Origin of the sequence: Klebsiella sp. GW_Kp182 (assembly GCF_040062275.1) — a bacterium.
In the GTDB taxonomy this organism is placed as follows: Bacteria; Pseudomonadota; Gammaproteobacteria; order Enterobacterales; family Enterobacteriaceae; genus Klebsiella; species Klebsiella michiganensis.
The window spans coordinates 1-11,943 of record NZ_JBEAFQ010000002.1 but is presented as its reverse complement, the minus strand read 5'-3'; the positions used below and the strand labels follow the sequence as shown (position 1 = coordinate 11,943).

The 11,943-nt window shown below is 56.8% G+C and carries 11 protein-coding genes and 1 pseudogene; 6 read left to right on the top strand and 6 right to left on the bottom strand.

What is annotated here, in order from left to right; all coding sequences use genetic code 11:
- The first annotated feature begins 1 nt into the window (after nucleotide 1).
- Nucleotides 2–1,345 (top strand): NCS2 family permease, encoded by a 1,344-nt coding sequence (locus ABLU88_RS02215; protein WP_047723259.1) that lies wholly within the window; start codon nucleotides 2–4, stop codon nucleotides 1,343–1,345.
- A 137-nt stretch (nucleotides 1,346–1,482) separates the two neighbouring features.
- On the opposite strand, the gene ABLU88_RS02210 is transcribed toward ABLU88_RS02215, so the two are convergent.
- The gene (locus ABLU88_RS02210) at nucleotides 1,483–2,403 is read right to left on the bottom strand and encodes a LysR family transcriptional regulator (RefSeq protein ID WP_014839036.1); all 921 of its coding nucleotides are present in this window, start codon (nucleotides 2,401–2,403) and stop codon (nucleotides 1,483–1,485) included.
- A 169-nt stretch (nucleotides 2,404–2,572) separates the two neighbouring features.
- Here ABLU88_RS02210 and ABLU88_RS02205 point away from each other — a divergent pair, with 169 nt between their 5' ends.
- Complete coding sequence (locus ABLU88_RS02205) at nucleotides 2,573–2,890, top strand: RcnB family protein (protein ID WP_004852605.1); 318 nt, start codon at nucleotides 2,573–2,575, stop codon at nucleotides 2,888–2,890.
- A gap of 54 nt (nucleotides 2,891–2,944) precedes the next feature.
- On the opposite strand, the gene ABLU88_RS02200 is transcribed toward ABLU88_RS02205, so the two are convergent.
- A complete protein-coding gene (locus ABLU88_RS02200) occupies nucleotides 2,945–3,274 on the bottom strand; it encodes a hypothetical protein (protein WP_004852607.1) in 330 nt (109 codons plus the stop codon).
- A gap of 349 nt (nucleotides 3,275–3,623) precedes the next feature.
- A complete protein-coding gene (apbC, locus tag ABLU88_RS02195) occupies nucleotides 3,624–4,733 on the bottom strand; it encodes an iron-sulfur cluster carrier protein ApbC (protein ID WP_004103811.1) in 1,110 nt (369 codons plus the stop codon).
- A 151-nt stretch (nucleotides 4,734–4,884) separates the two neighbouring features.
- Between apbC and metG the strand changes: the two genes are divergently transcribed.
- Both metG and ABLU88_RS02185 read left to right on the top strand, forming a co-directional pair.
- Nucleotides 4,885–6,918: a methionine--tRNA ligase gene (metG, locus tag ABLU88_RS02190; RefSeq protein WP_348836140.1), complete on the top strand. Its 2,034-nt coding sequence runs from the start codon at nucleotides 4,885–4,887 to the stop codon at nucleotides 6,916–6,918.
- A 200-nt stretch (nucleotides 6,919–7,118) separates the two neighbouring features.
- A complete protein-coding gene (locus tag ABLU88_RS02185) occupies nucleotides 7,119–7,586 on the top strand; it encodes a YehR family lipoprotein (protein ID WP_014230129.1) in 468 nt (155 codons plus the stop codon).
- A gap of 98 nt (nucleotides 7,587–7,684) precedes the next feature.
- Here the strand turns inward: ABLU88_RS02185 and ABLU88_RS02180 are convergent, their stop codons facing one another.
- The 3 genes from ABLU88_RS02180 to ABLU88_RS02170 are packed head-to-tail and all read right to left on the bottom strand — an operon-like array spanning nucleotide 7,685 to nucleotide 10,607.
- Nucleotides 7,685–8,152, bottom strand: coding sequence for a DUF1456 family protein (locus ABLU88_RS02180; protein WP_049082656.1), 468 nt, complete (start codon nucleotides 8,150–8,152; stop codon nucleotides 7,685–7,687).
- A 53-nt stretch (nucleotides 8,153–8,205) separates the two neighbouring features.
- Nucleotides 8,206–8,925 carry a two-component system response regulator BtsR gene (gene btsR, locus ABLU88_RS02175; RefSeq protein ID WP_004852613.1) on the bottom strand — a complete coding sequence of 240 codons (720 nt, stop codon included), beginning with the start codon at nucleotides 8,923–8,925 and terminating at the stop codon, nucleotides 8,206–8,208.
- Nucleotides 8,919–10,607 carry a sensor histidine kinase gene (locus tag ABLU88_RS02170; RefSeq protein WP_004852614.1) on the bottom strand — a complete coding sequence of 563 codons (1,689 nt, stop codon included), beginning with the start codon at nucleotides 10,605–10,607 and terminating at the stop codon, nucleotides 8,919–8,921. The genes btsR and ABLU88_RS02170 overlap by 7 nt, the downstream gene beginning before the upstream one ends.
- A gap of 210 nt (nucleotides 10,608–10,817) precedes the next feature.
- Here ABLU88_RS02170 and ABLU88_RS02165 point away from each other — a divergent pair, with 210 nt between their 5' ends.
- The gene (locus tag ABLU88_RS02165) at nucleotides 10,818–11,576 is read left to right on the top strand and encodes a MerR family transcriptional regulator (RefSeq protein WP_047723253.1); all 759 of its coding nucleotides are present in this window, start codon (nucleotides 10,818–10,820) and stop codon (nucleotides 11,574–11,576) included.
- A 210-nt stretch (nucleotides 11,577–11,786) separates the two neighbouring features.
- Nucleotides 11,787–11,943: pseudogene (locus ABLU88_RS02160) on the top strand (IS110 family transposase); the annotation flags it as partial.

Genomic DNA, 11,943 nt, shown 5'->3' with positions numbered 1-11,943 from the left:
CATGGCCGACAATACCCTTCATTCATCCACGCAAGGAAGCTGGCTGGAGCGCCGTTTTGCCTTGTATTCCCGCGGCAGCACGCTGCGCACCGAATGCCTCGCGGGCATCACCGGCTTTCTCGCCGCCGCCTACCTGCTGGTGGTTATCCCCGGCCTGCTGGCGGTTGGCGGGATGGATAAAGGCGCGGCAACCACCGGCACGATTCTGGTGTTCGTCGGCGGCACGCTGCTGATGGCGTTTTATGCCAACCTGCCGTTTATCGTCGGGCCGGGCATCGGCGGCTCGGTGCTGGTCGGCGTCACGCTGGCGGGCAGCGAAGGCATTGGCTGGCAGATTGGTCTTGGGATCGCCTGCTGGTCGGGGATTCTGTTTTTCCTGCTAACCAGGTTCGGCCTGCGTGAAGTGGTGACCCGTTCGGTGCCGCAGTCGATCAAGCTCGGCCTGACGGCCTCCATTGGGCTGTTTGTCGCGGTGCTGGGTTTCCGTAACGCCGGGCTGGTGCTGGCTAACGCCAAAACCAACGCCCTGATGCTCGGCGATTTTCTCTCACCGGGGGCGCTGGTGGCGCTCTGCGGGCTGTTTCTGGCCATTGCCCTGCAGGCGAGAAAAATCCCCGGCTCAATTCTGTGGGCGATTCTCTTTGCCACCCTGGTCGGCATTCCGATGGGCGTCACCAGACTCCCGGGCAGCTTTATCGATATGCCGCATTCGCTGACGCCGGTGCTGGGGCAAATCGATATGCTGGGCGCGCTGAATATCGCCTTCCTGCCGTTCCTGTTCGTCTTTTTCGCCTCAGAGTTCTTTTCCACGATGGGCACCACGCTGGCGGTAGGCGGCGAAGCGGGTCTGCTGGATGAGGAAGGCAATATGCCGCATATCAATCGCCCGTTTATGGTTGACTCGATCGCCGCGGCCGTTGGCCCCTGGCTGGGCATTCCGGCGGCGACCGCGCTGATTGAATCCTCAGCGGCAGCGGAAGCCGGCGGCAAAACCGGGTTAACCGCGCTGTCGGCGGCGGTGATGTTCCTCCTGATGCTGCTGTTTACCCCGGTGGCGCTGATGATCCCGAAAGAGGCGACCGCGCCTGCGCTGATCCTCATTGGCCTGAATATGTTCAGCGGCCTGCGCAAAGTGGACCTGGCAAACTTCACCGACGGCCTGCCGGTGCTGATGATGGTGATGATTACGCTGATTGCCAATAGCTTCGGGACCGGGATTGCCGGCGGGCTGCTGTTTTATGTGGTGATTAAAACGATTGCCGGCAAATGGCGGGAAATCCCCATCGGGCTGTGGATCCTTGCGATTCCGCTGGTCTACTACTTTGCCACGCTGGTGAAGCATTAAGCTTCGCACCGATCGTTCTCCCGGAGGCGGCGCTGGCGCACCTGTCCGGGCTACCAATCCGTAGCCCGGCTAAGCGCAGCGCGAGCCGGGAACAAGCCACGCCGATTTATCACCCCAGTACCATTCCCGAGTCGGCGCTAGCGGCCCGCAGAGGGCGCGCGGGAATGAACCGCTTCGCACGCCTCTTTCACCGCCTCATACAGCAACCGTACCGCAGGCGAAAGCTGCTTGCGGTGCGGGCAAATCATATTCAGCGGCACCACGTCGCCCTGATACTTCGGCAACAGCACCTGGAGCCGCCCTTCACGGATATCATCCCCGACGTCGAGTTCAGATTTGAACGCGATCCCCTCCCCGGCAACCGCCAGGCGGCGAATCACCTCCGCATCATCGCTCACGATAGCGCCGGCAACCTGCACGTAATGGACCTTCCCGTCCAGGCTCAGCGGCCAGCGATCGAACGCCCTGCCGCGCAGCACGTAGGTCAGCGCATTGTGCCGGGCCAAATCTTCCAGCGTCTTCGGTTCGCCGTGTTCGGCTATCCAGCCGGGCGAGGCCACCAGCATCCGGCGGTTCTCCGGCGCGACGGGCAGGGAAATAAACGAGGCATCGTCGTTATCGCCGTAGCGAAACGCCACGTCCACCGGATCTTTAAATACATCGGTCCGATGATCGGAAAACAGTATCCGCAGGCGCAGCGCGGGATGGCGCTGGCGAAAAGCGCGAAACACGCGCAGAAGCAAGTTGCGCCCCAGGTCGGACGGAACGGCAATTTGTAACGTACCGCGTACTTCGTCATCCGGCGTGCTGATTTTTTGCAGCCCCGCGTGCAGCGTATCAAGCATCTGCGTGGCATAGGGCAGCCAGGTTTCGCCTTCCGGCGTCAGGCGTAAACTCCGCGTCGAACGGGCAAAAAGACGGATATTCAGCGTCGTTTCCAGACGCTTGATCGCCGCGCTCACCTGCGCGGGCTGCAGCCCGGCCTCTCGCGCCGCATCGCTGAAGCTGCTTAACGCCGCAGCGCGGACAAACAATGCCAGATCTTCCAGCCGGAACATACACACTCCTCAACCCGGATTATTCTCAAAACAGGCGCGCGCCGATGAAAAACGGCGCTGCATCACCGTTTGCTTACACTTTTAACCAAACCAACGCTTGCCAATCCCTTGACGTATCAGGAATCATACGAGGCTGCGATTTTGTGTCCAGGATAATAATGGGGAAATTATGCGTAAAACAAAAATGATGCTTCTGGGCGTACTGTTGGCCTGCGCCAGCGGCGCGTGGGCGGCGACCGGCGAAGGTATACAGAAATATGAGCTGGATGGGGTCACCGCGGACTTCAAACAATTTCACATCGGCGATACCGTCCCGCCGCTTTACCTCACGCCAGAATACAACATCAAGCAGTGGCAGCAGCGCAATTTGCCTGCGCCGGATGCCGGGACCCGCTGGACCTATATGGGCGGAAGCTACGTGCTGATTACCGAAACCGAGGGGAAAATCCTCAAAATTTATGATGGCGAGATTTTCTACCATCGCTAAAAGCTGAACGCCAGCGCGCTCTCCCTGCCGCTGGCGTTTTTTTGTGGCAAAGCGCTATTCGTTAAAGCGGTTCTGTTTTTGCATAAATTCCTCGACGGCAATATATGAAGCAACCTGCTCATAGAGCATTAAAATACTTAATATCAGATCGCCGCCGCTACGCAGTAAATCATCCGGGGCCGTACGACTCTTGTCATCCGATAAAAAAACAATCTGTTCAAAAATATCACTGTACTCACCATAAGCGCCAATCGGAATCTCAGCTATCGGGAGATGCTCCTGGCAATAACGCAACGCGTCTGCTGCTTTCTCCGGCAGCGAGCGCGTATGCATAAAAATAACCAGTAGTTCTCGTAACTTAACGATTAGAGCAATATTATTCATCATGCACTCCGGAAATGTGTACGGCTATACTTTCCTTCCATCGTTTTTATATACGTATTACTGATAACATCCACGTTTCGCCAAATAAAAAGCCAAAATTAAATCTCATCACGGCGAATTAAAATCGTTACTTCTTTGCTATTAAAGCTCGCACAACCGCCAGAGGAAAACAATGTTAGCAATATGTTTTATTGATTAATCTCAATATCGCTAAATGTGAATAAAAATAAATAATATTTAACAGCAATATTATTCGCGCGGTGATTATCTCCTCGGTAGAAAACCGGGGACGGAAAAAATAAAAAACCGCACGGCGAAAAACGCCGGGCGGCTCAGGATAGTGAGGAGATTAGACCGCGCGGAAGGCTATCTCTCCGGGAATGACTTCCCCCTGCCAGTACAGCTGCGCCGCGACGCGGTCGGCCAGCTGGCGGTAGGTCTCGGTAAACTCGCTTTCCGGACGCGCAACCACCGTCGGCGTCCCTTTGTCGAGGTCTTCGCGCAGAGTGATATGCAGCGGCAGCTGGCCCAGCAGCTGGGTATGATATTTCTCCGCCAGCTTCTGCGCGCCGCCGGTACCGAAAATCGGCTCGTGGTGTCCGCAGTTGCTGCAGATATGCATGCTCATGTTTTCCACGATACCTAGCACCGGTACCTCGACTTTTTCAAACATCACGATGCCTTTTTTGGCGTCGATCAGGGCAATATCCTGCGGCGTGGTGACGACGACCGCGCCGGTGACCGGAATGTTTTGCGCCAGCGTCAGCTGAATATCACCGGTGCCCGGCGGCATATCCAGTACCAGATAATCGAGATCCGGCCACAGCGTTTCCTGCAGCATCTGCATCAGCGCCTTGCTGGCCATCGGGCCGCGCCACACCATGGCGTTGTCGTCGGTCACCAGATAACCGATGGAGTTGGTAGCGAGACCGAATTTCATAATCGGCGCCATATGGGTGCCGTCCGGCGAAGTCGGACGCTGATCTTCCGCGCCGAGCATGGTCGGAATCGACGGCCCGTAAATATCGGCATCCAGAATGCCGACTTTCGCACCTTCCGCCGCCAGCGCCAGCGCGAGGTTGACCGCCGTCGACGATTTACCCACCCCGCCCTTGCCGGAGCTGATGGCGATAATGTTTTTCACGCCGTTGATGCCCGGCTGATTTTTTACCCGCTGAAGCGTGGCGATGCTGTGCGTCAGCTTCCAGTCAATGGCTTTGGCGCCGGTAATGCGCAGCAGCTCGGCGCTGCACTGCTCCTTCAGCGCTTCAAACGCGCTGTTCCAGACGAACGGCATCTGAATTTCAATGTGCACGGTCTCGTCCAGCCAGGCGACGTGATGCAGCGCCTTCAGCGTAGTGAGGTTATGTTTCAGGGTTGGGTGCTGGAAATTAGCCAGGGTCCCGGCGACCATCGCGCGCAGACGCTCGGGGGATTTGGCCTGGGATTGCGAACTCATCCCGACTCCTTTGTTATTGTGAGTTGAATCTTGTGCGTTAAGTTTACCTTAAAGGGAATAATTCCCCCACCATAAGCTTTGGGCTTACCAAATTATTGCCTTTGCGGTAACATCAAAACCCCTTTTTACAATAGAAGATGTAATGCCCACTATGACTCAAGTCGCGAAGAAAATTCTGGTAACGTGCGCGCTGCCGTACGCAAACGGCTCAATCCACCTCGGCCACATGCTGGAGCACATCCAGGCTGATGTCTGGGTCCGTTACCAGCGAATGCGCGGCCACGAAGTCAACTTCATCTGCGCCGACGACGCCCACGGCACCCCGATCATGCTGAAAGCGCAGCAGCTCGGAATTACTCCGGAGCAGATGATTGGCGAAATGAGTCAGGAGCATCAGACCGATTTTGCTGGCTTCGACATCAGCTACGACAACTACCACTCCACGCACAGCGATGAAAACCGCGAGCTGTCGGAGCTCATCTACACGCGCCTGAAAGAGAACGGTTTTATCAAAAACCGTACCATCTCTCAGCTTTACGATCCGGAAAAAGGCATGTTCCTGCCGGACCGCTTTGTGAAAGGCACCTGTCCGAAGTGTAAATCACCGGATCAGTACGGCGATAACTGCGAAGTGTGCGGCGCGACCTACAGCCCGACCGAGCTTATCGAGCCGAAATCGGTGGTATCCGGCGCGACGCCGGTGATGCGCGAGTCCGAGCACTTCTTCTTCGACCTGCCGTCGTTCAGCGAAATGCTTCAGGCGTGGACCCGCAGCGGCGCGCTGCAGGAGCAGGTGGCGAATAAAATGCAGGAGTGGTTCGAGTCCGGCCTGCAGCAGTGGGATATCTCCCGCGATGCCCCGTACTTCGGCTTCGAAATCCCGAACGCGCCGGGTAAATACTTCTACGTCTGGCTGGATGCGCCGATCGGTTACATGGGCTCCTTTAAGAACCTGTGCAACAAGCGCGGCGACGCCACCAGCTTCGAAGAGTACTGGAAGAAAGACTCTACTGCCGAGCTGTACCACTTTATCGGCAAAGACATCGTTTACTTCCACAGCCTGTTCTGGCCGGCGATGCTGGAAGGCAGCAGCTTCCGCAAACCGACCAACCTGTTCGTTCACGGCTACGTGACGGTCAACGGCGCCAAGATGTCCAAGTCGCGCGGTACCTTTATTAAGGCCAGCACCTGGCTGAATCATTTTGACGCCGACAGCCTGCGCTACTACTACACCGCCAAGCTCTCGTCACGTATCGATGATATCGACCTGAACCTGGAAGACTTCGTGCAGCGCGTCAACGCCGATATCGTCAACAAGGTGGTTAACCTTGCCTCGCGTAACGCCGGTTTCATCAACAAGCGTTTCGACGGTATGCTGTCCGCCGAGCTGGCCGATCCTCAGCTGTATAAAACCTTCACCGATGCGGCAGCAAGCATTGGCGATGCGTGGGACAGCCGCGAGTTCGGGAAAGCCATCCGCGAAATCATGGCGCTGGCCGACGTGGCAAACCGCTACGTTGACGAGCAGGCGCCGTGGGTGGTCGCCAAACAGGAAGGCCGCGACGCCGATCTGCAGGCCATCTGCACCATGGGCCTGAATATGTTCCGCGTGCTGATGACCTGGCTGAAGCCGGTTCTGCCGCAGTTGGCCGCCCGCGCCGAAGCGTTCCTCAACGGCGAACTGAGCTGGGATGCTATCCAGCAGCCGCTGCTCGGTCACAAGGTTAACGCCTTTAAAGCGCTGTATAACCGCATCGAAATGAAGCAGGTTGAGGCGCTGGTCGAAGCGTCGAAAGAAGAAGTGAAGGCGCTGTCAGCGCCGGTCACCGGTCCGCTGGCGGACGATCCGATTCAGGAAACTATCACCTTTGACGATTTCGCCAAAGTGGATATGCGCATCGCGCTGATTGAAAACGCCGAGTTAGTCGACGGTTCCGATAAGCTGCTGCGCCTGACGCTGGATCTCGGCGGCGAGAAGCGTAACGTCTTCTCCGGCATCCGCTCCGCCTACCCTGATCCGCAGGCGCTGATTGGCCGCCTGACGGTGATGGTCGCTAACCTGGCGCCGCGCAAAATGCGCTTCGGCATCTCTGAAGGCATGGTGATGGCCGCAGGTCCTGGTGGGAAAGATATCTTCCTGCTCAGCCCGGACAGCGGGGCTCAGCCGGGCCAGCAGGTCAAGTAAGGCTGTATAAAGCGCTGCTCCGGCAGCGCTTTTTTTTTAGAGCGCCACGATATTGTCGACGACATCGCCCGCCGGGTGCTGGCGCAGAAAGAAGAAAACGCTGGCATAAGCGCGAAACGGCGACGTCCGAGGATACGCCCGGCACCATCGCCCAATGCTGTATACAATTAGAGATGATGATTGATTAACAAGGAATGATAATGAAATTTAACCGCAGGATGACCGCCGCTCTGGGCGCCACGCTATTGATGGCTGCGCTTGTCGGCTGCGATAATAACAAAGATGAGGTCAAAACGTTTAACAATACGATCAACGGCGTTGATCTGACCTACATCTATCACTACAAAGGCGATGTCGTCACCCGCCAGGACGCTGAGAATACTATCCCCTATCAATCACTCGGGGTAAGTAACGAAGAGCAGGCGCGCAAGGTCATCGACCCTATCGGCGCGGCCTACAGCAAAATCAAAGGCGTTACCCACAGCGTCGACTATAAAGAGAACGTCGCGCAGGAACACCTCTCCATCGACTTTAATCAGGCTAAAATCAGCGAGCTGTGTCACTTGCCGGGGGCCAGTTTTTCCGACTGTTCACAAAAGTTCATTTCGCTGAGCGAGTCGGAGAAATTGCTGAAATCGCAGGGTTTTAAAGAAGTGAAACAGCCCTGACTGGTGCGGACTACTCCCGGCTTGCGCTGCGCTGAGCCGGGCTACGGAGCCGCGCATTCAGTAGCCCGGCTCAGCGCAGCGCAAGCCGGGGAGGCATATCAGGATTTCGCGTGTTCGCGCTCGGTCAGTCCGCGCAAAAAGTAGCGCAGGAACTGGTCGCCGCATTCGCGGAAGTTTTTATGATCCGGGGCGCGCATCATGGCGGTGATTTCCGGCATCGAGACGCGGAATTTCTGCTGGGTGAGGATAGCGAGAATATCATCCGTCTTCAGGGAGAAGGCAATACGCAGCTTTTTCAGCACGATGTTATTATTCACCCGGCGTTCGACCGCCAGCGGCGGCGCGGACGCATCTTTACCGCGTTTGTCGTAAATCAGGCCGTTGAGGAAATTCGACAGCACGATATCCGGGCAGCGCGCAAACCCCTCTTCGTCTTCTTTTTTCAGCCAGGGAACCAGCTGTTCCGCGCTGACCGGCGCATCCGCCAGGGCAAAAATACGAACCAGGCCGCTGTTATTGGTTTTCAGGGTGTAGCGCAGGCTACGGAGAATATCGTTACTGATCATATTGCCTTCATGATGAAAAAATCTGCCGCTAAGTCTATCACGATTCCGCCGTTTTACAGCCCAATCGCCTCTTTCAGGCTCTTCAGGTAGCGGCGGCTGACCGGCACCGTTTGCCCGGCGCGCATCAGCAGCTCCGCCTGGCCGTTCTCCTCAAAGCGGATCTCCTTGAGATGGGACATGTTGACCAGGTACTGACGATGGCAGCGCAGCAGCGGCGTTCGGCTCTCGAGCGTGCGCAGGGTGAGCTCGGTAAAGCCCTCTTTCCCTTCGCGGTCGGTCACGTAAATCCCGCTCATCCGGCTGCTGACGAAGGCCACGTCTTCCATCTGCAGTAGCCAGATCCGGCTGTGTCCGGTGCAGGGAATATACTTCAGCGCCTGCTGGGTATCGTCGAGTACGGTCATATCCTGCAGGCTACGCTCCTGGCGCAGGCGAAACAGCGTTTTTTCCAGCCGGGCGGACTCAATCGGCTTCAGTAAATAATCAAACGCATGCTCTTCAAAGGCCTTCACCGCGTACTCGTCAAACGCGGTAAGGAAGACGATATAGGGCCGATGCTGCGGATCGAGCATGCCGACCATCTCCAGACCGCTGATGCGCGGCATCTGGATATCCAGAAACAGCACGTCCGGGCGCAGCTTATGTACCGCGCCAATCGCCTCGACGGCATTCCCGCATTCGCCAACGATCTCAATATCAGGCTGGGTCTCCAGCAAAATACGCAGGTTTTCACGCGCCAGCGGCTCGTCGTCGACAATTAATACTTTTAACATGCGCTTTCCTCCAGAGGCAGTCTCAGCGTGACGCGGGTAAAACATTCCGGCTCGCAGGTTACGGTGATCCCGCAGTCGGTGCCAAAGCGCGCCCGCAGTCTGCGGTCGACCAGGTTCATGCCCAGCCCGCTGGCGCTGGGTTTGTCCTGATACAGCCCGGCATTATCTTCAATATCCAGCTGCAGCCAGCGCTCTTGCTGACTGGCGCGGATGGTGATTTCGCCCACCCCAAGGTGCTGCGAAGTCCCGTGTTTAATCGCGTTTTCGACGATTGGCTGCAGGGTAAACGCCGGTAGCTGATGCTGCCCCAGCGCCTCGGGCACCAGCATATGAATCTGCAAATTGGTCTGAAAACGCGCTTTCTCAATCTGCAAATAGGCGTTCACATGTTCAATCTCATCGGCCAGGGTCACGATCTCCGCTGGCCGCTTCAGATTTTTGCGGAAAAAGGTCGACAGATACTGCACCAGCTGCCCGGCCTGGTCGCTATCGCGGCGAATCACCGCTTTTAGCGTATTCAGCGCGTTGAACAGGAAGTGCGGGTTCACCTGGGCGTGCAGCAGCTTGATTTCCGACTGCGTCAGCAGCGCCTTTTGCCGCTCATACTGTCCGGCCAGGATCTGCGCCGACAGCAGCTGCGCAATTCCCTCCCCCAGCGTGCGGTTGATGGAGCTAAACAGGCGGTTTTTCGCTTCATAGAGTTTAATGGTACCGATGACCCGCTGATTTTCGCCGCGCAGCGGGATAACCAGCGTCGAGCCCAGCTTGCAGTTCGGATGAATCGAGCAGCGGTAAGGCACCTCGTTGCCGTCGGCGTAAACGACTTCGCCGGTATCGATCGCCTTTTGGGTATAGAGCGAAGAGATGGGTTTGCCCGGGAGGTGGTGATCGTCGCCGATCCCGGTAAACGCCAGCAGCTTGTCGCGATCGGTTATCGCCACCGCGCCGATATCCAGCTCCTGGATCAGCACCTGCGCGACCTTCATGCTGTTCTCTTCGTTGAACCCCTGGCGCAGGATCCCCTCCGTCGAAGCGGCGACCTTCAGCGCCGTAGCCGAAAAGGCCGAGGTGTATTTTTCAAACATCGCTCGCTTATCCAGCAGGATGCGCATAAATAGCGCCGCCCCGACGGTGTTGGTGACCATCATGGGCGCGGCGATGCTTTGTACCAGATGCAGGGCATCTTCGAACGGGCGAGCGATAAGCAGAATAATCAGCATCTGCACCATCTCGGCGAAAAAGGTGATCGCGCCGGCGGTGAGCGGGCTGAAGACTTTGTCCGGCCGCCCGCGTTTGACCAGAATACTGTGTACCAGCCCGCCGAGTAGCCCTTCTACGATGGTTGATACCATACAGCTCAGCGCGGTCATGCCGCCCAGCGAGTAGCGGTGAAGCCCGCCGGTCAGCCCCACCAGGCCGCCAACCACCGGCCCGCCCAGCAGGCCCCCCATCACCGCGCCGATGGCGCGCGTATTGGCGATCGAGTCTTCGATATGCAGCCCGAAGTAGGTACCGAGGATGCAGAAAATGGAGAAGGTTACGTAGCACAGGAGCTTATGCGGCAGCCGGACGGTGACCTGCATTAACGGGATGAACAGCCGCGTTTTGCTCATCAGCCACGCAATGACCAAAAACACGCACATCTGCTGAAGCAGCAGCAACACCAGATCAAACTCGTACATACCCGCAGACCACACTTCATTTGAAAGCGCGTAACATACACTGCTTGCTTATAACTTTCTTTGAAGCAATACATGAAAATGATAATTCATGTTCAGGATCACATTTCTTCGCGTCTCGCCGGCTCAAATCTGTACAAAAAACAGACAAAAATTCCCGCTTCGGCAAACAGCTTCTACAGTTAATGGAGGAGAACACAGCGGGAGGAGAAAATGGCGCTTTATACAATCGGCGAAGTGGCCCAGCTTTGCGATATCAATCCCGTGACGTTACGCGCCTGGCAGCGGCGCTACGGATTACTGAAACCCCAGCGTACCGACGGCGGCCACCGCCTGTTCAACGAATATGAGATAGACCGGATTCGCGAAATTAAACGCTGGATTGACTCCGGCGTGCAGGTGGGGAAAGTGAAAACGCTGCTGATGGATAATGAGCAGGAGGTGGCCGACGGCTGGCGCAAGCAGCAGGAAATTTTGCTCGGTTATCTGCAAAACGGTAGCTATCATCGCCTGCGTATGTGGCTTAAGGAGCGCAACCACAGCGAGTCAGCGCAAATTCTGGTGAAGAATCTGATTAATCCATTACGCCAGCGCCTGCTTAGCCCGCAGCCCACGCTGCTGGCGCTGCGGGGCATCCTTGATGGTATTCTGATTAATCATATCGCCCGCACTCTTTCATCCACGGCAAAATATCCCGGCAGCCATGCGCTGATTATCGGCTGGAATGTGAATGATATCACCCGGCTATGGCTGGAGGGCTGGATAGCCAGCGAACAGGGCTGGCGGGTGGACATTCTCGCCCATTCGCTGAACCAGCTCCGACCGGAGCTTTTCCCGGAGAGTACGCTGATGGTCTGGTGTGGAGAAGCGCCCTGTAGCGCCCAGGTCAATCAAATGCGCCTCTGGGAGCAGCAGGGCCAGATTATCTGGCTGAATCACGCCACCGCCACGTCTCCCGGAGGCGGCGCCTGACGCGCCTGTCCGGGCTTGTATGATTACTCCGTCAGAAAGAACCGGCCAGTTCTCTCTGATGGCGGTCCGGATGCCGTGTCCGGGCTTAGGCTTTCGCGCCTGTTCCGTAGATCCTTTGCACCGGACCGCCGTTCTTTCTCATGTGATAAACCGGACAGTATCATGGACCGGCTTTCACCGGTAACCCGTATTTGCAAGGTTGGTTTCACTATGGAAAATGAACTCCACTTCATCGGTATTGATGTCGCCAAAGCTAAACTGGATGTCGATATTCTTCGCCCTGATGGCCGGCATCGTTGTAAAAAATTTGATAATACCCTCTCCGGACACGAAGCGCTGGTCCGCTGGCTTCGCGGCCATGACGTGA

Coding starts and splice junctions, on each gene's coding strand:
- ABLU88_RS02215 (WP_047723259.1), top strand. CDS start 2: ATGGCCGACAATACCCTTCATTCATCCACGCAAGGAAGCTGGCTGGAG.
- ABLU88_RS02210 (WP_014839036.1), bottom strand. CDS start 2,403: ATGTTCCGGCTGGAAGATCTGGCATTGTTTGTCCGCGCTGCGGCGTTA.
- ABLU88_RS02205 (WP_004852605.1), top strand. CDS start 2,573: ATGCGTAAAACAAAAATGATGCTTCTGGGCGTACTGTTGGCCTGCGCC.
- ABLU88_RS02200 (WP_004852607.1), bottom strand. CDS start 3,274: ATGAATAATATTGCTCTAATCGTTAAGTTACGAGAACTACTGGTTATT.
- apbC (WP_004103811.1), bottom strand. CDS start 4,733: ATGAGTTCGCAATCCCAGGCCAAATCCCCCGAGCGTCTGCGCGCGATG.
- metG (WP_348836140.1), top strand. CDS start 4,885: ATGACTCAAGTCGCGAAGAAAATTCTGGTAACGTGCGCGCTGCCGTAC.
- ABLU88_RS02185 (WP_014230129.1), top strand. CDS start 7,119: ATGAAATTTAACCGCAGGATGACCGCCGCTCTGGGCGCCACGCTATTG.
- ABLU88_RS02180 (WP_049082656.1), bottom strand. CDS start 8,152: ATGATCAGTAACGATATTCTCCGTAGCCTGCGCTACACCCTGAAAACC.
- btsR (WP_004852613.1), bottom strand. CDS start 8,925: ATGTTAAAAGTATTAATTGTCGACGACGAGCCGCTGGCGCGTGAAAAC.
- ABLU88_RS02170 (WP_004852614.1), bottom strand. CDS start 10,607: ATGTACGAGTTTGATCTGGTGTTGCTGCTGCTTCAGCAGATGTGCGTG.
- ABLU88_RS02165 (WP_047723253.1), top strand. CDS start 10,818: ATGGCGCTTTATACAATCGGCGAAGTGGCCCAGCTTTGCGATATCAAT.